Source organism: Streptococcus sp. 2579 (assembly GCF_013277195.1).
Classification (GTDB): Bacteria; Bacillota; Bacilli; order Lactobacillales; family Streptococcaceae; genus Streptococcus.
The window spans coordinates 35,984-56,660 of record NZ_VMMM01000017.1; the positions used below are offsets into that span (position 1 = coordinate 35,984).

At 41.2% G+C, this 20,677-nt stretch carries 15 protein-coding genes and 1 pseudogene; 13 read left to right on the forward strand and 3 right to left on the reverse strand.

The annotated features are described in order from the left end of the window. Positions 1 to 89: 89 nt before the first annotated feature. Positions 90 to 1,361, reverse strand: coding sequence for a PLP-dependent aminotransferase family protein (locus HT725_RS07795; protein WP_173219171.1), 1,272 nt, complete (start codon positions 1,359 to 1,361; stop codon positions 90 to 92). 141 nt (positions 1,362 to 1,502) lie between these two features. On the opposite strand from HT725_RS07795, the gene budA reads away from it, so the two are divergent. The 11 genes and pseudogenes from budA to alaS all read left to right on the forward strand — a co-directional run bounded on the left by budA (position 1,503) and on the right by alaS (position 13,698). Further along, on the forward strand, positions 1,503 to 2,234 hold the full coding sequence (gene budA / locus HT725_RS07800; RefSeq protein WP_000360295.1) for an acetolactate decarboxylase: 732 nt from the start codon (positions 1,503 to 1,505) through the stop codon (positions 2,232 to 2,234). Between the two features lie 9 nt (positions 2,235 to 2,243). After that, the gene (locus tag HT725_RS07805; protein ID WP_173219168.1) at positions 2,244 to 2,996 is read left to right on the forward strand and encodes a YhfC family glutamic-type intramembrane protease; all 753 of its coding nucleotides are present in this window, start codon (positions 2,244 to 2,246) and stop codon (positions 2,994 to 2,996) included. A 112-nt stretch (positions 2,997 to 3,108) separates the two neighbouring features. Further along, positions 3,109 to 4,014: a UDP-N-acetylmuramate dehydrogenase gene (gene murB, locus HT725_RS07810; RefSeq protein WP_055356681.1), complete on the forward strand. Its 906-nt coding sequence runs from the start codon at positions 3,109 to 3,111 to the stop codon at positions 4,012 to 4,014. 159 nt (positions 4,015 to 4,173) lie between these two features. Further along, on the forward strand, positions 4,174 to 5,331 hold the full coding sequence (locus HT725_RS07815; RefSeq protein WP_042750955.1) for an ABC transporter ATP-binding protein: 1,158 nt from the start codon (positions 4,174 to 4,176) through the stop codon (positions 5,329 to 5,331). Beyond that, complete coding sequence (locus tag HT725_RS07820) at positions 5,312 to 6,118, forward strand: ABC transporter permease (protein ID WP_000753801.1); 807 nt, start codon at positions 5,312 to 5,314, stop codon at positions 6,116 to 6,118. Before HT725_RS07815 ends, HT725_RS07820 begins: the two co-directional genes overlap by 20 nt. Continuing rightward, positions 6,115 to 6,888, forward strand: a complete 774-nt coding sequence (locus HT725_RS07825; protein ID WP_000712740.1) for an ABC transporter permease subunit — start codon at positions 6,115 to 6,117, stop codon at positions 6,886 to 6,888. Before HT725_RS07820 ends, HT725_RS07825 begins: the two co-directional genes overlap by 4 nt. Further along, on the forward strand, positions 6,885 to 7,955 hold the full coding sequence (locus tag HT725_RS07830; protein ID WP_023939757.1) for an ABC transporter substrate-binding protein: 1,071 nt from the start codon (positions 6,885 to 6,887) through the stop codon (positions 7,953 to 7,955). The genes HT725_RS07825 and HT725_RS07830 overlap by 4 nt, the downstream gene beginning before the upstream one ends. A 207-nt stretch (positions 7,956 to 8,162) precedes the next feature. Further along, complete coding sequence (locus tag HT725_RS07835) at positions 8,163 to 9,068, forward strand: GIY-YIG nuclease family protein (RefSeq protein ID WP_173219165.1); 906 nt, start codon at positions 8,163 to 8,165, stop codon at positions 9,066 to 9,068. Between the two features lie 779 nt (positions 9,069 to 9,847). Beyond that, positions 9,848 to 10,245: pseudogene (locus HT725_RS10270) on the forward strand (PASTA domain-containing protein); the annotation flags it as partial. A gap of 328 nt (positions 10,246 to 10,573) precedes the next feature. Beyond that, positions 10,574 to 11,059: an LURP-one-related/scramblase family protein gene (locus HT725_RS07845; protein WP_173228992.1), complete on the forward strand. Its 486-nt coding sequence runs from the start codon at positions 10,574 to 10,576 to the stop codon at positions 11,057 to 11,059. 20 nt (positions 11,060 to 11,079) lie between these two features. Then, positions 11,080 to 13,698, forward strand: a complete 2,619-nt coding sequence (alaS, locus tag HT725_RS07850) for an alanine--tRNA ligase (protein WP_173253363.1) — start codon at positions 11,080 to 11,082, stop codon at positions 13,696 to 13,698. 238 nt (positions 13,699 to 13,936) lie between these two features. Here the strand turns inward: alaS and HT725_RS07855 are convergent, their stop codons facing one another. Continuing rightward, a complete protein-coding gene (locus HT725_RS07855) occupies positions 13,937 to 15,391 on the reverse strand; it encodes an alpha-amylase (protein WP_173253364.1) in 1,455 nt (484 codons plus the stop codon). 179 nt (positions 15,392 to 15,570) lie between these two features. On the opposite strand from HT725_RS07855, the gene HT725_RS07860 reads away from it, so the two are divergent. Together HT725_RS07860 and HT725_RS07865 are read left to right on the forward strand one after the other, a co-directional pair. Further along, the gene (locus HT725_RS07860) at positions 15,571 to 16,320 is read left to right on the forward strand and encodes an ABC transporter ATP-binding protein (RefSeq protein WP_173253365.1); all 750 of its coding nucleotides are present in this window, start codon (positions 15,571 to 15,573) and stop codon (positions 16,318 to 16,320) included. Further along, positions 16,301 to 17,938 (forward strand): hypothetical protein, encoded by a 1,638-nt coding sequence (locus HT725_RS07865; protein WP_173253366.1) that lies wholly within the window; start codon positions 16,301 to 16,303, stop codon positions 17,936 to 17,938. Before HT725_RS07860 ends, HT725_RS07865 begins: the two co-directional genes overlap by 20 nt. A 541-nt stretch (positions 17,939 to 18,479) precedes the next feature. On the opposite strand, the gene HT725_RS07870 is transcribed toward HT725_RS07865, so the two are convergent. Next, entirely contained in the window at positions 18,480 to 20,630 is a 2,151-nt protein-coding gene (locus tag HT725_RS07870) for an LTA synthase family protein (RefSeq protein ID WP_173253367.1), read from the reverse strand. Positions 20,631 to 20,677: the final 47 nt, after the last annotated feature.

A 20,677-nucleotide genomic window follows, 5' to 3' on the forward strand; every position in this document is an offset into this window, starting at 1 on the left:
GACGAAGTCAGTAACCATATCTACGGTAAGACGACGCTGACGTGGTTTGAAGAGATTTTCGAAGAGTATAAAAAAAGCAGAGTTGGAAGTCATTCCAATTCTGCTTTTAAATAGTTTAAAACCTTTTCCAGATTGTCTAAGGATACCTTGGCAAATTGATAAGGACAGGCATCCAAGTAAGCCTCTTCAAAGAAATCCAAGCCCAGTTGACTGTGTTTGAGACTGGCGATTTTAGAATACTGTCTCAAGTCTAGTAATAAACCATCGTGTAGGGGATAATGAGGAAGGGGACAAGGTGTTTTGGTTAAACTTTTCTCGAGTTGTTTTTGGTAGTCTTCTTGATTGGACAAGCGAGCTAGACGGTTTTTCTCAAACAGTTGACTGTCAATATAGAGTGACAGAGCTTTTTGCATGATGAGGTTGCTGTCGTAGTCTAGGATATTTTTGTAGGCCACAAAGGCTTCTTTAATAGTATTTGGAAGAATGAGCGCCGTAATCCGCAGGGCTGGAAAGAGGCTGGTTGAGAAGGACTTGATATAAATGACGCGCTCTTCTGTATCCAGATAGTGGAAGGTCTGGCCCTTCTTGGAGTCCAAATCACCTAGATAGTCGTCCTCTACGATATAGACACCGTACTTGGTAGCTAAGTCAAGGATAGCTCGTTTGTCCTGCTCAGAATAGGAATGCCCCAGAGGATAGTGAAAACGAGGGATGGTATAGAAAAACTTAATTTTTCCTGTTTTGAAGTGACTTTCCAGCTCCTCCAAGTCAATCCCATCAATGCCTCGTTCAATGGTTTGATAGTCCAGACCTTGAGCAATCAAGAGTCGATTCATCCGATGATAGGTCGGTTGTTCCACCAAGATTTCCTTTGCTTGGCTAGGGAAGGATATTTGAGAAAGGATAAACAGGGCTTGTTGGGTCCCAGAAGTCAATACTAGTTGGTCAGCCTTGCAGTAGAGGGCTTGATCAAAGAGGAGTTTATGAATAGACTGTCTTAGGTCTTCTAATCCTTCTTGATTGTCATAGTAGTTGAAGAGGTAGTTTTCCCGTCCAATCAAGGTTTCATTGACGCAGAGTCGGAAATCGTCATAGGCACTGGCATGTTCGTCAGTGACTTCGATTTCTAGGTCCTGGTGTTGCCCTTGCTCTAAGACATAGTAGCCACTCTGGGGCTTGGCATAGAGGTATTGTTCGTGCCGTAATTCCAGCAGGGCACGTTGAATGGTGTCCTTGCTACAGTGAAAGTCAAGGCTCAGTTGACGGATAGAAGGCAGGCGACTTCCCGTTGGAAAACGTCCAGACTCGATACCGTTTTTCAGATAGGAAACGACCTCTTGGTACTTGCTTTGTTTCTTCATTCCAGACCTCCCTTGATTTTGTTACATTGTACCTTTTTTTTTCCTTCTTGGCAATGTCTAAAGTGTTTCTCTCGTTCACATCTAGGGGCAAATGTGGTATACTTAGGAGTAAGATTTATAGAATAATAGACAAGAAAGAGAATGGATAAGAACGTGCAGGAACCAGTGAAATTATTTCAATACAATACCCTTGGAGCCTTGATGGCTGGCCTTTATGGTGGTACTATGACAGTAGGAGAATTGCTAGAGCATGGTGACCTTGGTTTGGGAACCTTGGATTCCATTGATGGGGAATTGATTGTCTTGGATGGCAAGGCTTATCAGGCCAAAGGATCAGGCGACCAGCCAGAAATTGTGGAGGTGTCACCAGATGCCCTTATTCCTTATGCAGCAGTAGTACCGCACCAGGCAGAGGTCATTTTCCGCCAGCGCTTTGAGATGACAGACAAGGAATTGGAAGAGCGAATCGAGTCTTATTATGATGGGGAAAATCTTTTCCGCTCAATTAAGATTCGTGGCGAATTTTCACATATGCATGTGCGCATGATTCCCAAGTCGACACCAGATACCAAGTTTGCTGATGTCGCGACCCATCAACCGGAATATAGTCGTGACAATGTGGCGGGGACCATTGTTGGTTTCTGGACGCCAGAGATTTTCCATGGAGTCAGTGTGGCAGGCTACCATCTGCACTTCATTTCAGATGATTTGACCTTCGGTGGTCATGTCATGGACTTTGTCATCAAGGAAGGTATTATCGAGGTGGGAGCTGTTGACCAATTGGACCAACGTTTCCCAGTCCAAGATCGTCAATACTTGTTTGCTAAGTTCAATGTTGATGAGATGAAAAAAGATATTGAAAAGGCAGAATAGGAGAAGAAAATGAACATTCATATCATTATTACCATTGTGTTTTTGCTGACTTTTCTAACAGAGAGCATTTGGTATGCCAAAAAGAAATACCAGATTAATCTAGCTGTCTTGGGCTTGGGTGCTGTTGCCTTCTTTGTTTCTTCGCAGATTTTAGAAAAACTGGTGCATATCTTAGTTTTACATCCTCAAAAAGACGGTAGTATTGCCCTCTTGCAAGACCATCCGCTTGTCTATATCATCTATGGCCTAGCCATGGCAGCATTTTTTGAGGAAACTGCTCGTCTTATTTTCTTCAAATGGTTGGAGAAAAAGAGAAGTTTGGAAAAGGCAGACGCCTTGGCCTATGGGTTAGGGCATGGTGGCTTGGAGTTGATTTTCCTAGGTCTTACTAGTTTGCTTAATCTCTACTTCGTTCTCTCAGCAGTTCAAACGCAGAATCCACAGGTCATGCAATTGCTGTCTGAAAATATGTTGAAAACTATCCAGTCGCTATCAGTCTGGCAGATTTATTTGCTTGGTTTTGAGCGAATCTTGGCCCTAGGTTTCCAATTACTCTTGACTGTTTGGGTTTACCAAGCTGTTCGCCAGAAGAAATGGATTTATCTCCTAGCAGCCTATGGCCTACATGCCTTCTTTGACCTAGCACCATCTCTAGTCCAAGTTGGCTGGTTGACAAATCCAACCTTGGTTGAAGTTGTCCTAGCACTTGAGCTCATTCTGGTTGCCTATGGAACCAAGGCTATCTTTTGCAAAAAATCATAAAAAGAGGGGAAACCTCTTTTTCTTATGCAAAAACCAAACAAGGTCTTTTTATGGTCGTCAAATGGTCTTAAAAATGGTATAATGGAATGAATTTTGTAAAAGGAAGAGTGACATGTCTGTAAGAGAAAAAATGCTTGAAATCTTAGAAGGAATTGATATCCGTTTCAAGGAACCCTTGCATAGCTATAGTTATACAAAAGTAGGTGGAGAGGCTGATTATCTGGTCTTTCCACGAAATCGTTTTGAGTTGGCGCGCCTTGTGAAATTTGCCAATCAAGAAAATATCCCTTGGATGGTCCTTGGAAATGCCAGCAACATTATCGTTCGTGATGGTGGGATTCGCGGATTTGTCATCTTGTGTGACAAGCTCAATAACGTTTCCGTTGATGGCTATACCATTGAAGCTGAAGCTGGTGCCAACTTGATTGAAACAACTCGCATTGCCCTTCGTCATAGTTTGACTGGCTTCGAGTTTGCTTGTGGCATTCCAGGAAGCGTTGGCGGTGCTGTCTTTATGAATGCGGGTGCCTATGGGGGCGAGATTGCCCATATCTTGCAGTCTTGTAAGGTCTTGACCAAGGATGGAGAAATCGAGACCCTGTCTGCCAAGGATTTGGCTTTTGGTTACCGCCATTCAGCTATTCAGGAGTCTGGTGCAGTTGTCTTGTCAGCTAAATTTGCCCTAGCCCCAGGAACCCATCAGGTTATCAAGCAGGAAATGGATCGCTTGACGCACCTACGTGAACTCAAGCAACCTTTGGAATACCCATCTTGTGGTTCGGTCTTTAAACGTCCAGTAGGGCATTTTGCAGGTCAATTAATTTCAGAAGCTGGCTTGAAAGGTTATCGTATCGGTGGCGTAGAAGTCTCAGAAAAACACGCAGGATTTATGATCAATGTTGCTGACGGAACGGCCAAAGACTACGAAGACTTGATTGAGTCTGTTATCGAAAAAGTCAAGGAACACTCTGGCGTTACTCTTGAGAGAGAAGTCCGTATTCTAGGTGAAAGCAAGTAGGAAGCTGTAGTTGAAAAGCTGCTGCTATGTCATGGAAAGGGGGTGAAAGCCTATCGTTAGTGCAGAAGAATGTAGGCAGTTCAATTTCCTACACGAGGTAGTAGCGGCCTGACAGAGCCCTGATCTGTTAATCTATGAAAAAGAAGGAATAAATGACAATTGAAAAAACCAATTATTGAATTCAAAAACGTCTCAAAAGTTTTTGAAGACAGCAACACTAAGGTTCTCAAAGACATCAACTTTGAGTTGGAAGAAGGGAAATTCTACACCCTTCTAGGCGCATCTGGTTCAGGGAAATCAACTATCCTTAACATCATTGCAGGTTTACTGGATGCGACGACAGGAGATATTTTGCTGGATGGTGTCCGTATCAATGACATTCCAACCAACAAGCGAGACGTCCATACAGTCTTCCAATCCTATGCCTTGTTTCCACATATGAATGTGTTTGAAAATGTTGCCTTTCCGCTCCGCTTGCGTAAAATTGACAAGAAAGAAATCGAGAAACGCGTAGCGGAAGTTCTCAAGATGGTTCAGTTGGAAGGTTACGAAAAACGTTCCATCCGTAAACTCTCTGGAGGACAACGTCAGCGTGTGGCTATTGCCCGTGCCATCATCAACCAACCCCGTGTGGTTTTGCTGGACGAGCCTCTGTCAGCGCTGGACTTGAAATTAAGAACAGATATGCAGTACGAACTGCGTGAACTGCAACAACGATTGGGCATTACCTTTGTCTTTGTCACTCACGATCAGGAAGAAGCCTTGGCTATGAGTGACTGGATTTTCGTTATGAATGATGGCGAGATTGTCCAGTCTGGAACACCTGTGGATATCTACGATGAGCCGATCAATCACTTTGTTGCCACCTTTATCGGTGAGTCAAATATCTTGCCAGGAATCATGATTGAGGACTACTTGGTTGAGTTCAACGGCAAACGCTTCGAAGCGGTTGATGGTGGGATGAAGCCAAATGAACCTGTTGAGGTTGTTATTCGTCCAGAGGATTTGCGGATTACCCTTCCTGAAGAAGGCAAGCTCCAAGTTAAGGTCGATACCCAGCTCTTCCGTGGGGTTCACTATGAGATTATTGCCTATGACGAACTTGGAAATGAATGGATGATCCACTCGACTCGCAAGGCCATTGTGGGTGAGGAAATCGGTCTGGACTTTGAACCAGAAGACATCCACATCATGCGTCTCAATGAAACCGAAGAAGAGTTCGATGCCCGTATCGAAGAATACGTGGAAATCGAAGAGCAAGAAGCAGGTTTGATCAATGCAATCGAGGAGGAAAGAGATGAAGAAAACAAGCTCTAAACTCTTTGTAGTGCCCTACATGCTTTGGATTGCACTCTTTGTCCTGGCACCCTTGGTATTGATTTTCGGCCAATCCTTTTTCAACATTGAAGGACAATTCAGTTTAGAAAATTATAAGTCCTATTTTGCGTCACAAAACTTGACCTACCTAAAAATGAGTTTCAACTCTGTACTCTATGCAGGAATTGTGACCTTTGTGACCTTGCTTATCAGCTATCCAACAGCCCTCTTTTTGACCCGTCTCAAGCACCGTCAACTCTGGCTTATGCTGATTATCCTGCCTACTTGGATCAATTTGCTCCTTAAAGCCTATGCTTTTATCGGGATTTTTGGTCAGAATGGCTCTATTAACCAATTCTTGGAATTTATCGGAATCGGTTCACAGCAATTGCTCTTTACCGATTTCTCCTTCATCTTTGTCGCAAGCTACATCGAGCTTCCCTTTATGATTTTGCCGATTTTCAATGTCTTGGACGATATGGATAACAATCTCATCAATGCCAGCTATGACCTCGGTGCGACCAAGTGGGAGACCTTCCGTCATGTCATCTTCCCTTTATCGATGAACGGCGTGCGAAGTGGAGTTCAGTCGGTCTTTATTCCAAGCTTGAGTCTCTTCATGCTGACCCGTTTGATTGGTGGGAACCGCGTTATCACCTTGGGGACAGCCATTGAGCAGAACTTCCTGACCAATGACAACTACGGTATGGGTTCAACCATCGGTGTGATTCTCATTCTGACCATGTTCATCACCATGTGGGTGACCAAGGAAAGGAGAGAACGATGAAAAAATTTGCCAATCTATATCTGGGACTGGTCTTTCTTGTCCTCTACCTGCCAATCTTTTACTTGATTGGCTACGCCTTTAATGCAGGCAACGACATGAACAGCTTTACAGGCTTTAGTTTGAGCCATTTTAAAACCATGTTTGGCGATGGTCGTCTCATGTTGATTGTGACTCAGACCTTTTTCTTGGCCTTTCTGTCAGCCTTGATAGCGACCATTATCGGGACTTTCGGTGCTATTTACATTTATCAGTCTCGTAAGAAATACCAAGAAGCCTTTCTTTCCCTCAATAATATCCTCATGGTTGCTCCTGATGTTATGATTGGTGCTAGCTTCTTGATTCTCTTTACCCAACTCAAGTTTTCACTTGGATTCTTGACAGTTCTTTCCAGTCACGTGGCCTTCTCCATTCCTATCGTGGTCTTGATGGTCTTGCCTCGACTCAAGGAAATGAATGGCGACATGATTCATGCGGCTTACGACTTGGGAGCCAGTCAATTTCAGATGTTCAAGGAAATCATGCTTCCTTACCTGACACCGTCTATCATTGCAGGTTATTTCATGGCCTTCACCTATTCGCTAGATGACTTTGCCGTGACCTTCTTTGTAACGGGAAATGGCTTTTCAACCCTCTCAGTCGAGATTTACTCTCGAGCTCGCAAGGGGATTTCGCTAGAAATCAATGCCCTGTCTGCCCTTGTCTTTCTCTTTAGTATTATCCTAGTTGTTGGATATTACTTTATCTCACGTGAGAAGGAGGAGCAAGCATGAAAAAACTCTATTCATTTTTAGCAGGAATTGTAGCCATTATCCTTGTCTTGTGGGGAATTGCGACTCATCTCGATAGTAAAATCAATAGCCGAGATAGTCAAAAACTGGTTATCTACAACTGGGGAGACTATATCGATCCAGAACTCTTGGAGCAATTCACAGAAGAAACAGGAATCCAAGTCCAGTATGAGACCTTTGATTCCAACGAAGCCATGTATACCAAGATTAAGCAGGGTGGAACGACTTATGATATTGCCATCCCAAGTGAGTACATGATTAACAAGATGAAGGACGAAGACCTTTTGGTGCCACTTGATTATTCAAAACTTGAAGGAATCGAAAATATCGGACCAGAGTTTCTCAACCAATCCTTTGATCCAGGTAATAAATTCTCTATTCCTTACTTCTGGGGAACACTGGGAATTGTCTACAATGAAACTATGGTCGATGAAGTGCCTGAGCATTGGGATGACCTCTGGAAGCCAGAGTATAAGAACTCTATCATGCTCTTTGATGGGGCGCGTGAGGTGCTGGGACTAGGACTCAATTCGCTAGGCTACAGCCTCAACTCCAAGGATACCCAGCAGTTGGAAGAGACAGTGGACAAGCTTTACAAGCTCACTCCAAATATCAAGGCTATTGTGGCGGACGAGATGAAGGGATACATGATTCAGAATAACGCTGCTATCGGCGTGACCTTCTCTGGTGAAGCCAGCCAAATGCTAGAAAAAAATGAAAATCTACGCTATGTGGTACCGACAGAAGCCAGCAACCTTTGGTTTGACAATATGGTCATTCCCAAAACAGTCAAAAACCAAGATGCAGCCTATGCCTTTATCAACTTTATGTTGAAACCTGAAAATGCTCTCCAAAATGCGGAGTATGTCGGCTATTCAACTCCAAACCTACCAGCCAAGGAACTGCTACCAGAGGAGAAAAAAGAAGACAAAGCCTTCTATCCAGACGCTGAAACTATGAAACACCTAGAAGTTTATGAGAAATTTGACCATAAATGGACAGGAAAATATAGCGACCTCTTCCTGCAGTTTAAAATGTATCGGAAGTAGGAGTTAGCAGTCACGAAACGAATCAGTTAGAGCTGGTTCGTTTTTTTTTTGAATCAGATGGAAGTGTCAGTATGAAATTGAAAAATTCAATTCTCAATAAACCTTTGAAAAAAATATTTAAGCCCTTGACCGTTATTAAGACCTTCTGTATAATGATATAAGAGAGATTATGCAAAATTTTCCATATAAATAAAAGAGAAATACAATATGAATGAAAAGATATATTTGAAGGATATTTTCAGATTTAATGAGTTATTGTCACAATCGGAGTATAAAGGGTATCGTATTAAGTTACGATTTAACAAGAATTGGGATGATTATAGTTTTGTTGATGATTATATCAGTGGATCTGAAGATTTTTTACCATGGATTTTAAGTAATGGTTCAGATAAAAAAAGTCGAAATCGTAGAAACGAAATTCAGTTTCAATTTATAGAAGTGGAGTATCATAAATGGCTCTTTGTTGGGGCCTATCTTATAAAAGAAACGAATAGTCAGATAAAGCAAGTGACCTATGGGAACCATCATGTTAAGTTCGCTTTAGCTGAACGATTAGAAGAGTATGATAAGTTTATAGAAAAAGTTTTGGTTAATCATACTAATACAGGTCAATCATGGTTTTATGTTAATCCTAAAATAATTGAATCAGTTGTAGTAGAATCTGTAAACAGTATTTCCTATTTTAATCAAACGTCTCATTTTCCAGGTTATGAAAATATTTCATTTTCTTATCAAGAATTAAAGAAAAATTGGGCAAACAGTTCTTGGAGACAATATCTATCAGCTGTTTATGGTGTCTATGTTATTACTGATGTTAGGACAGGAAAGCTCTATGTAGGTTCTGCTTATGGAGATAATGGAGTTTATGGAAGATGGTCTACATACTTAAGTGAAGGATATGATAAATCCGAAATGGAAGAAAATCGTTATCCGAATAAAAGATTGTGTGAGATAGTCGAAAAATATGGAATAAGTTATATTAAAAAGTATTTTCAATATAGTATATTAGAGATTTTTCCAAAGAATGAAGTTGGAAAACAAAAGGCACTTCAACGTGAACGATATTGGAAGAAAGTATTAAAATCTAAAGAACATGGTTATAATGCAAATTAGGAGAGGCTATGAATAATTTGAATGATTGGGAAAAAGCTCGTCGAGAAGAAGAATTGAATCAAGAGCTAAAAAGACAGAATAACTTGTTGGAACAGCAGAGATGGGAACAGCAGTTTTCTAACCAAAAACAACAGGCAGCACTAGATGAACAAAATCGTCTTGCTCGAGAACAACAAGAAACATTAAAAGAGAGAAATGAGTTAGAACGTCAGAGGCAATGGGATGAGGAATCTCGACATCAAAGAGAGTTAGAATTACGTATTGAGCAACAATATAAAGATAATATATTTGATTTAAAAAAACTGTGGGCCAAAGCTGAATCAGAAAATGAGAGAGGGAGAATTCAGATACTCTTAGCAGAAGCAGAAGCTGACTGGAATGAGTATATACTGGAGAAAGAGAGAGAAGCAGAAAGAAAGCGATTGGCTACAGAGCAATTTCAAATAAAACAGCAGGAAGAAAGAGAACAGAATGAATTATTAGAGCGCCGTAGACAGAAAATTAGTAGGATAAAGTGGTTTTTTGGAATAGTTATAAGCTTACTTTTATTAGTGATAATTGTAACTTTTTTCATAGGTATGAATAAGTCTAAATCATCTCATAATAGTACTAAGCAATCAACTCAATCATCTAATTCAGCAACCTCCACAAGTTCTACAAAGCAAGCTTCTCTTGGTGGAAATAAATCTAAAGATAAACAAACTTCATCAACAAGTTCTGCTTCTTCTAGACCACAGGCTACAAAAGTATATATTGGAAACCTTATTGGTTTAAGTAAATCTGATGCTATATCAGAATTGAAGAGTAGAAAAATTACTGAGAATCATATAAAAGTTGAGGAAGAAGAAAGTGATGAATATTCTCCCGGTACAATTTTACGTCAGAGTTTATCGGAGGGAACTTTATATGATTTGAATGATTCATCCGATATTATTTTGACTGTTGCAAAAGAACGAACTAGCGCTACAATGCCAAATTATGCAGGTTCAAGTTTTGAATTTACCAAAAATAATTTAATCACATTGTTGGTATTAAAGAAGCCAATATTGAAAGAGTAGAAGTTTCAACTGCTCCTGAAGGTACATCGGAGGGAACTGTAGTAGATCAAAGTCCGAAAGTAGGAGAGGAAGTTGATTTGAAACGTACACGAGTTAAAATTTCAATTTATAAGCCCAAAAATTCTCAAACATCACGAAGTAGATCTAGATAAATTAAGAGGTTAATGCAGAAAGTTAACTTATGGCTAACACATGCTATTTGGTTAGAATCATTTCCAGTTGACGCAAGTTCAAAAAAACGTTATAATAAGAAAGTTGAGAATTGATTTTCTCTTGTCTTAGTCCAGAGAAATGGCGGTGCTGCGAGCCATCTAAGCTAGAAAGTCATGCTACTCAATTTAACAATTGCATAAGAACAAGAGAATGACAAGTTCATTGAATGAAGGTGGTACCGCGGTTTTTCGCCCTTCGTGATATGAGCTTGTCTTTTGATTTTTGGAGGTGTTGATGAAAACATTTCTTGTCAAACAAAAGTTTCGTCTTGGAGGCGAACGCTTCGCTATCAAGGATGACAGGGGAGAAATCGCCTATCAGGTGGAGGGATCATTTTTTAAGATTCCCAAAACTTTTACCATCTATGATGTGGCTGGTGAACAAGTCAGTCAGATCAGTAAAGAAATCTTGACCTTGCTTCCTCGTTTTGAGATTCAGCTTAGGGATGGCTCGAGTTTTGTCATTCGTAAGAAGTTGACCTTCTGGCGAGATAAGTATGAGTTTGATAATCTAGGTCTTCGTATCGAGGGCAATATCTGGGATTTGGATTTCAAATTGCTGGATGATCGCGATCAGCTGATTGCGGAAATTAAGAAGGAACTCTTCCATCTGACCTCTACCTATACCGTAACGGTTCTTGAGGATGCTTATGCAGACCTAGTCATTTCTCTCTGTGTCGCGATTGACTATGTGGAAATGCTGGAAAGCCAATCACATTAAACAAGTAATAAGGAGACAATATGAAACAACTATCTAGTGCACAAGTCCGCCAAATGTGGCTTGATTTCTGGGCGACCAAAGGACACTCTGTAGAACCATCAGTGAGTTTGGTTCCTGTAAATGACCCAACACTTTTGTGGATCAACTCTGGGGTAGCAACCCTTAAGAAATACTTTGATGGGACTATCATCCCTGAAAATCCACGTATTACCAATGCCCAAAAAGCGATTCGTACCAACGACATCGAAAACGTAGGGAAGACAGCACGTCACCATACTATGTTTGAAATGTTGGGGAACTTCTCTATCGGGGATTACTTCCGTGACGAAGCTATCACTTGGGCTTATGAGCTTTTGACAAGCCCTGAGTGGTTTGACTTCCCAGCTGAAAAACTTTACATGACTTACTATCCAGATGATAAAGATTCTTACAACCGCTGGATTGAGGTAGGAGTGGACCCAAGTCACTTGATTCCGATTGAGGACAACTTCTGGGAAATCGGTGCAGGACCTTCTGGACCTGATACAGAGATTTTCTTTGACCGTGGAGAAGCATTTGACCCAGAAAATATCGGTCTTCGTTTGCTTGCAGAAGATATTGAAAACGACCGTTATATCGAAATCTGGAACATCGTTTTGTCACAATTTAACGCAGACCCTGCTGTTCCTCGTAGCGAATACAAGGAATTGCCACACAAGAACATTGATACGGGCGCTGGTTTGGAGCGTTTGGTGGCCGTTATCCAAGGGGCTAAGACCAACTTTGAAACAGACCTCTTCATGCCAATCATTCGTGAAGTAGAGAAATTGTCTGGTAAGGTCTATGACCAAGATGGCGACAACATGAGCTTCAAGGTCATCGCAGACCACATCCGTTCACTTTCATTTGCTATCGGTGATGGTGCCCTTCCAGGAAATGAAGGCCGTGGTTATGTCCTTCGTCGTCTCCTTCGCCGTGCTTCTATGCATGGTCAAAAATTGGGAATCAACGAGCCTTTCCTTTACAAACTCGTTCCAACTGTTGGAAAAATCATGGAAAGCTACTACCCAGAAGTGCTTGAAAAACGTGACTTTATTGAGAAAATCGTTAAGAGCGAAGAAGAATCATTTGCGCGTACTCTTCACTCAGGTCAACACTTTGCCCAAGGCATTGTAGCAGACTTGAAAGAAAAAGGTCAATCTGTTATCGCTGGTTCAGATGTATTCAAACTCTATGATACTTATGGATTCCCAGTTGAATTAACTGAAGAAATCGCTGAAGAAGCTGGCATGACTGTAGACCGTGAAGGTTTTGAAGCAGCCATGAAAGAACAGCAAGAACGTGCGCGTGCGTCAGCTGTTAAGGGTGGTTCAATGGGGATGCAAAATGAAACCCTTCAAAACATCACTGTAGAAAGTGTCTTCAACTACAATGCTAGCCAATTGCCTTCTAAGTTGGTGGCTATCGTGGCTGACAATGCAGAAGTAGAAGCTGTAGCAGAAGGAACTGCATCACTGATCTTTGCAGAAACACCATTCTATGCTGAAATGGGTGGACAAGTAGCTGACCACGGACAAATCTTGGATGAGTCAGGTAAGGTCGTAGCTACTGTGACCAATGTTCAAAAAGCTCCAAACGGACAAGCTCTTCATACAGTTGAAGTTCTTGCACCACTTGCTTTGAACCAAGAATATACCTTGGCAATTGATACAAATCGTCGTCACCGTGTTATGAAAAACCACACTGCGACTCACTTGCTTCATGCTGCCCTTCATAATATCCTTGGAAATCACGCAACACAAGCAGGATCTCTTAACGAAGTCGAATTCCTTCGCTTTGACTTTACCCACTTCCAAGCAGTGACTGCTGAAGAATTGCGTGCGATTGAACAGCAAGTCAACGAAAAAATCTGGGAAGCTCTTGAAGTCAAGACAGTTGAAACAGATATTGACACTGCCAAGGAAATGGGAGCTATGGCCCTCTTTGGTGAGAAATACGGCAAGGAAGTCCGTGTTGTTACTATCGGTGACTACTCTATCGAGCTTTGTGGTGGTACCCACGTTGGTAACACTTCTGAAATTGGTCTTTTCAAGATTGTCAAAGAAGAAGGTATCGGTTCAGGAACTCGCCGTATCTTGGCAGTGACTGGTAAGGAAGCCTTTGAAGCCTACCGTGAACAAGAGGACGCTCTTAAAGCTGTCGCAGCAACTCTTAAAGCACCACAAGTCAAGGAAGTACCTCACAAGGTAGAAGGACTTCAAGAACAACTTCGTCAATTGCAAAAAGAAAATGCTGAGTTGAAAGAAAAAGCCGCAGCCGCAGCCGCAGGAGACATCTTCAAGGATGTTAAGGAAGTCAATGGTCACCGTTACATTGCTAGCCAAGTTTCTGTATCAGATGCAGGTGCCCTTCGTACTTTTGCAGATAACTGGAAACAAAAAGACTACTCTGATCTTCTTGTCCTAGTTGCCGCTATCGGTGACAAAGTCAATGTCCTTGTAGCAAGCAAGACAAAAGACCTTCATGCAGGAAACCTTGTCAAAGAATTGGCACCAATCGTCGATGGACGTGGTGGTGGTAAACCAGACATGGCCATGGCAGGAGGAAGCAACCAAGCTAAGATCCAAGAATTGTTGGATGAAGTAGCAGGTAAATTGTAATCAAGTAATACTCTTCGAAAATCTCTTCAAACAATGTCAGCTTCACCTTGCCGTAGGTATGTAACTGACTTCGTCAGTCTTATCTACAACCTCAAAACTGTGTTTTTAGCAGCCTGCGGCTAGCTTCCTAGTTTGCTCTTTAATTTTCATTGAGTTTAAAGATCTATCCATTTGGGTAGGTCTTTTTCATACCAAAAAAGCCAAATCTGATTGGATCTGACTTTATAATCATTGACTATTAGATTGTATTAGCTGCCCAGACACTTACCGAAGCAGCTGAGACTGGGAATTGTCCATAACCTTCCTCATCGATTGTAACTTGATCTTGGTGGTTTTCAAGTAAATCTACAAAGGTTTGGTTAGCCCATTCTTGGCCGACAAACATTGACTTGCTGTTTTCTTGGTCATTTGAGATAAGGACTGCGATTGGGTATTGATTTTCAGCACCTGAACGTACCCAACCGATACAGTTAGCATCATCAAAGTAGTCTGTTTGCTCTCCATAGGCCAAATCTTTTCGGATGGTTAGGAGGCGGTCAAGGACTTCTTTGAAATCTTCTTGAGCATATTGCCCTGAAATCCCATAGTAGTCGCCGTAAAAGACACATGGAAGGCCATTTTGGCGTAACAGAATGAGGGCATAGGCTGCTGGTTTGAACCATTCTTCAACAGTAGACTCAAGAGCCTGACCTCGTTGTGTATCGTGGTTGTCGACAAAAGTCACAGCCTTGTCAGGCTTGAGTTCAACCAGGCTATCTGTGAAAATGCCACGAAGGTCATAGTTGGAACCTGCTCGGCTAGCATCAAAGAGATTCTGGTGGAGACGAACATCGACAAGGTCAAAGCGTTCTTCCGTTTTTTCGAGATAGTCCAGATTGGCTTCTTTGTCTGGGTTCCAAAATTCCCCAAAAACATAGAAATCCTCACCGTATTTTTCCTTCATATCGCGGATGAAATTGCGCATGAAGAAAGAGTCGATGTGTTTAACGGCATCCAAGCGGAAACCAGCTACACCAGTCGTTTCCATGAACCAGTCAGCCCAGTCATAGATGTTTTGGATGACTTCAGGATGTTTAAAGTCTAGGTCGGCATACATGAGGTAGTCGTAGTTTCCGTTTTCGTTATCGACCAATTCCTCGTTAGCCCAGCCTTTATTGTCCCCTTGGATGAGATAAATCCCAGACTTACGACGTTTGGCATCGTAGTCTGTACCTGTGAAGTGGTACCAATGCCAGTGGAAGTCATTGTAGGTATCTTGGCGACCATCAAAGGTAAAGCTAGTCCAGCCATTGATGGTGAAGGGTTCTCCAAGTTCGACTGTACGGTCTACAGGGTCCACTTCGATGACCTGAAAGGCTTCCATGTGATCGGCCGCAGCCTTGTGGTTGAGTACCACATCAGCCATTGGTTGGATTCCCTGTGCTTTTAGAGCTTGAATGGCTTGAAGATAGTTTTCTTTAAAACCATACTTGGTGCGGACAGTCCCTTTTTGATTAAACTCTCCTAAGTCAAATAAATCATAGACCCCATAGCCGACATCTTTTTCATTGGTAGCCTTGAAAGCTGGTGGCATCCAGACATGACTGATACCGAGATCAGCTAGGTGTGGAGCATCTTCAGCCAGACGCGTCCAGTGCTGACCGTCGTGGGGCAGATACCATTCAAAGTATTGCATGAGTGTTTGATTTTGCATGATGTTTCCTCTTACTTGTCAATCTTGTTCTTTATTCTATCATAAAGTATTGGTTAGCGCCAACGTTTGCGTAAGAATAGAAGGAAACTATTGTATCTACTTAAAATAAAGTGTTGATTTTTTTGTATCAAAGTGCTAGTATAATAGTATGTAATATAGATAAAGATAGGAGTCATCCCATGATTGAATTTCAAAATGTTAGTAAGTTGTATGGTGATAAAGAGGCTTTGAGCAATCTCAATTTGCAGATTGAAAATGGGGAGATTATGGGCTTGATTGGCCATAATGGGGCTGGAAAATCGACCACCATAAAATCCTTAGTCAGTATCATTTCGCCCAGCAGTGGTCGTATTCTGGTAGATGGTCAGGATTTATCGGAAAATCGCTTGGCGATCAAACGAAAGATTGGCTACGTAGCAGACTCGCCTGACTTATTTTTACGCTTAACGGCCAATGAATTTTGGGAATTGCTTGCCTCATCCTATGATCTGACTAGCTCTGACTTGGAGGCTAGTCTAGCTAGGCTATTGAACGTTTTTGATTTTGCTGAAAACCGCTATCAGGTTATTGAAACTCTTTCTCACGGAATGCGTCAGAAAGTCTTTGTCATTGGGGCACTCTTGTCTGATCCTGATATTTGGGTCTTGGACGAACCCTTAACTGGTTTGGATCCCCAGGCTGCCTTTGATTTGAAGCAGATGATGAAGGAACATGCACAAAAAGGTAAGATAGTTTTGTTTTCAACCCATGTCCTAGAGGTAGCTGAGCAAGTCTGTGATCGGATTGCCATTTTGAAAAAGGGACATTTGATTTATTGTGGTAGCGTAGAGGACTTGAGAAAAGACCATCCAGACCAGTCTTTAGAAAGTATCTATCTTAACCTTGCTGGTAGAAAAGAGGAGGTTTCAGATGCGTCTCAAGGTCATTAAAAAATTAGTTGATATCAATATCCTCTATTCATCTCAAGAAGCTAATCTGGCTAACCTACGAAAGAAGCAAGCCAAGAATCCTGGGAAAAAAGTAAATGTTTCCGCTAGAGTCCTAAGTTCTTACATTTTTTCTAGTCTCTTGATGCTTTTAATGTTTATAAATATAGCATTTCGTTTTCCTTTTGAGGAAATACCAAGTTTTTTTAGTAGCATGGTTGCTATTTTACTGGTGCTTGCCTTTTCAACTTCTTTCACTGCATTTTACAATGTCTTTTATGAGAGTAAGGATTTGGTATCGTATAGGCCTTATGCCTTTAAAGAATCAGAGATTATAATTGCTAAAGGACTGTCTGTCCTCTTGCCAGCTCTGCCTGGAATTGTACCAATCCTAGCTTATTTTCTAGTTCTCTACATTAGGCTAGCACCTTCTCTTTGGCTTGGCTTGCCTTTGATGCTGCTGTCCTTGGCCTTATTATTTGTCTCTGTTACTTTAGTGATGGTAGTGGCAGTACATTTCTTGGCTCAGACTAGGGTCTTCAGAAAGTATCAGTCTATTTTTGCCAATGTGATGATTGGGATAGGAGTTCTCATACCTTTAATATTTGTCCTCTTTCTACAGTCGACTTTTGGAAGTATTGTTGACAAAGTTAGAGACATTCCATTTCTCCTTTATCCTCTTCATATCTTTTACAAAATAGCAGTGGAGCCTTTTTCGACAGAAGCCATACTGGGTCTGCTCGCTTGGATAACTCTAACTGTCTTCTTACTTTACCTGACCAAAAAGAAGGTTCTTCCTCATTTTTATGACGTGATTCTGCTTAACAGTGAGGAGAAGGTCAAGAAAGAACGTCGCAATAAGGAGAGAATTTCAACTACTAATAAAAAGGGCTTTTTCCGTATGGTTTTACGCTACCACCTCACCCTCTTGGGACAGGGAACTGGCGTGGTTACAGTGCTTTTTACAAGTGCTTTCCTTCCTTATCTCATGATGATTGGTCTGATTTCCAAAATCCGAGATTCTCAGATAGTTCCATATATTCATCCTCTATACTGGTTACCCTTGTTTTTTGTAGGAGTGTTTATAGCAGTTGTCAATAACAATATCACCAGCCTGCATTCAATTGCTTTATCCTTGGAGAGGGAAAATGTTGATTTTCTGAAGAGTTTACCCTTTGATTTTGCTCGTTATGTGAAAGTGAAATTTTGGATTATATTTGCTGTCCAGTCCTTTTTACCAGTTCTGACTTTACTTGGCTTTTCTCTATATCTAGGCTTGCCCATCCTTTCGATGATTTACCTTCTTGTGGCATGGATCCTTGCCAGTGTTATCCTTTCTTGCCACCATTACCTTAAGGACGTGAAAAATCTGTCAACCAATTGGAGTAGTATTACTGACCTGGTGAACCGTTCAAATCGTATAGTAGCAATAGTTTTGATTTTTATTTATAGTGCAATCTTAATGGCCCTTGTAATAGGGAGCTTATTCTTGGTTCGGTCTCTCGCCCCTGTCCTTGCCATCAGCTTGGGAGTAGGAGTTCTTATCCTCTTGCTTGCTCTTGCTATTTTTGGATATCATTACTACCTGTCACGCATATTGACAGAAATAGAAAAAAGATGAGCTAGTTGGTCGCTTGCTTGATAAATTCAATTCTACAAACGCTTTTATAGTTTGTTATAATGTAGTTGTAAATGATTAAGATTGGTAATCAAAAAATATAGGGAGGAATGTTTTGAATAAGAAATATAACATAGTTCTATTTTTGTTGTTTATAGTTTATTTATTGGGATATTTTTCAATTTCAAAAACTTTCATTCCTATAATGTGTGTGATCCAAGTGTTTTTGATAGAACATATATTTAAAGTTCGAAATAGAATGATGCAAATAGGCGAAATTTTAATTATTGTTGCTTCTATAATATTATTTATTGATAGTATATTGAGTTTGTAACAAAAGGCTTTTCTATAAAATTAAATTTTCCAGATACCTGCTGAAGCTGATTTATCTTCTACTATCTACGTCACTAAACTTGACAGACATATATTGTAGTTACAACCTCTCTACCTATAATCTCAAAGTTAATCTGAGGCTAGTTTTTTAGTTTGCTCTTTGATTTTCATTGATAAAAAGAAATGCTCCTCCACGATGGAAGAGCATCTTTTATTGTGATTTTGATTCGGTTTCTGCCGACTCGGGATGGAGTTCTTGGTAACTTGGTGCCTTGAAAAGGTCAGCACTGGTCTTACCTTGTCGTTGGCTAAAGAGACTGGTTGATTGACTACCTTTTTCCTGCTCAATCTTTTGAAGAATTGGTAAAGAATTGAGGTAAGAAATACTTTCAGTATCAACTTTTCCAAGATGATCTGCTTGGTAGAAACGGATCAAATCGCCAGTTTGAATCTGGTCGCTGATTTTCAGCTGTTGACTGGCTGCCTGACGAACGCTTTCCAGTTCGGTCTGAGTTTGTTCATCAAAATTGCTGATTTCAAGACCGCTCTCAGTATAGTAGGTTCGTCCGTCGTAGCTGGTATATTTGGGTGTGACGAAGGAATTGGCAGTCCGAAAGGCAACGATTTCTTGATGATCTGGAGACAGAAGGTCTTGGCCGACTTGAAGGAAGGAATTGGACTCAATACCAAGGAGGTGTTCGAGAGTCGGTAAGATATCGATTTGTCCACCGTAGGTATTGATGATTTGCCCCTTTTCATAACCAGGCATGACCACCATAAAAGGCACTCGTTGCAACATGGCATTGTCGTAATTCGACCAGTTCTCAGAAGTCTTGCCAATCAAGGGTGCCAGCTCAGGATTGCGGGAGTTGGAAATCCCATAATGGTCTCCGTAAATGACGATGATGGATTTTTCATAGAGGCCACTTTCTTTGAGATAGTCAAAGAAAGCCTTGATGGCACTGTCCAGATAGTTGGCGGTTTGGAAGTAGCCGTTGATTGTTTCATCTTTGGTCTTAGCCAGTGGGAAACCAAGCTCATCGCCTGTCAGATTGCTAGCATAGGGATAGTGATTGGACACTGTGATATACTTAGCATAAAAAGGTTGCTGTAAATGCTCCAGATACTGAATAGAATCTTTCATCATGATTTTATCATTTAAACCATATTGGAAAGAATTGCTACTGTCCTGCTTGGTGAAGTAGGAAGCATCAAAGAAGTATTGGTAGCCCCATTGTTTGTAGGTCGTATTTCGGTTCCAGAAGGTCCCAATATTACCGTGAAAGACAGCACTTGATTGGTAGCCATTTTTCGATAGGATAAAAGGCGCTGCCTGCTGGGTATTGGTACCACCGTAATTGACCATAAAGGAACCTTGGTCAAGTCCAAACAAACCAGTCTCCAGCATGGTTTCTGCATCTGAGGTCTTCCCAGCCTTGACTTGGTTAAAGATATTCGAAAAGGCTAGGGTTGATTGCGAATGGTAGAGGGAGTTGAGGAAGGGAGTGACTTCATGCTCAGTTCCATCTATGTTGAGTTTATAGTCAAGCAGGAACTGTTGGAAACTCTCCAAGTGGAGATAAATCACATTTTTTCCTTTGGCAAGGCCAAAATAGTCTGGATTGGGTTTAGCAGAATGTTCTTGAATATAATCTGTAATAGGTTGCAGGTCGGTCTCAGAGGCCTTGGCACGTTCCTTGTTGGCGCTGTAGGATTGGTTGGCACTATAACCTAGAAAAGCTGGTAAACTGAGGGCGCGGACAACATAATAATTCGAAAATCCTCGCGACAGGAGATCGGGACGTTCAATTTCAGCCAAGAAAAGATTAGCAGAAAAGAGCAGGGCTGAGAGAGCAGTGATAGCAACACTGGAGCGGAATTTGAAGGGTCTCCTATCCAGTTGGATGAATTTTTTATAGAAAAGGAAAGCCAGCAATGGGAAATCCATAAAATAGATGAAATCCCAAGGACGCAGTAACTCTAGTTCTGCAGTGCCGACAGACACCTTGCTGACCACCTTCATGGTATTAGCCGTGATAAAGTCGCTAAATTCTCGATAGTAAAAGACGTTAGAATAAAGCCAAATGAATAAAAGGCTATAAATAGCTATACTCAGGCCATAAAAAATCTTGGTTGACCGAGCATAGAGGGCTAGAGCCAGCAGGAGTAGTCCCAAGGGAAGGGGATTGAAAAAGGCGATAAAGGCAAGGTAATTTCCCTGCAACTTGCCCACTTGAATATCTAAATTAAAGTCAACGGCATAGGCTAATAAGGTTTTGAGCCAATATAGGATTAAAAGGGTTAGGACAAAACCCAGTCTGGTACCGACGGCTTTTTGGATTTTGTTAAAATTGCTTTTCACACATTTACTTCCTAATTTTTTATTAGTATTAGTATACCATTTTTTAA

What these genes read in the sequence shown, in the direction of transcription:
- HT725_RS07795 (WP_173219171.1), bottom strand. Translation starts at nt 1,361, where the DNA reads ATGAAGAAACAAAGCAAGTACCAAGAGGTCGTTTCCTATCTGAAAAAC.
- budA (WP_000360295.1), top strand. Translation starts at nt 1,503, where the DNA reads ATGGATAAGAACGTGCAGGAACCAGTGAAATTATTTCAATACAATACC.
- HT725_RS07805 (WP_173219168.1), top strand. Translation starts at nt 2,244, where the DNA reads ATGAACATTCATATCATTATTACCATTGTGTTTTTGCTGACTTTTCTA.
- murB (WP_055356681.1), top strand. Translation starts at nt 3,109, where the DNA reads ATGTCTGTAAGAGAAAAAATGCTTGAAATCTTAGAAGGAATTGATATC.
- HT725_RS07820 (WP_000753801.1), top strand. Translation starts at nt 5,312, where the DNA reads ATGAAGAAAACAAGCTCTAAACTCTTTGTAGTGCCCTACATGCTTTGG.
- HT725_RS07825 (WP_000712740.1), top strand. Translation starts at nt 6,115, where the DNA reads ATGAAAAAATTTGCCAATCTATATCTGGGACTGGTCTTTCTTGTCCTC.
- HT725_RS07830 (WP_023939757.1), top strand. Translation starts at nt 6,885, where the DNA reads ATGAAAAAACTCTATTCATTTTTAGCAGGAATTGTAGCCATTATCCTT.
- HT725_RS07835 (WP_173219165.1), top strand. Translation starts at nt 8,163, where the DNA reads ATGAATGAAAAGATATATTTGAAGGATATTTTCAGATTTAATGAGTTA.
- HT725_RS07845 (WP_173228992.1), top strand. Translation starts at nt 10,574, where the DNA reads ATGAAAACATTTCTTGTCAAACAAAAGTTTCGTCTTGGAGGCGAACGC.
- alaS (WP_173253363.1), top strand. Translation starts at nt 11,080, where the DNA reads ATGAAACAACTATCTAGTGCACAAGTCCGCCAAATGTGGCTTGATTTC.
- HT725_RS07855 (WP_173253364.1), bottom strand. Translation starts at nt 15,391, where the DNA reads ATGCAAAATCAAACACTCATGCAATACTTTGAATGGTATCTGCCCCAC.
- HT725_RS07860 (WP_173253365.1), top strand. Translation starts at nt 15,571, where the DNA reads ATGATTGAATTTCAAAATGTTAGTAAGTTGTATGGTGATAAAGAGGCT.
- HT725_RS07865 (WP_173253366.1), top strand. Translation starts at nt 16,301, where the DNA reads ATGCGTCTCAAGGTCATTAAAAAATTAGTTGATATCAATATCCTCTAT.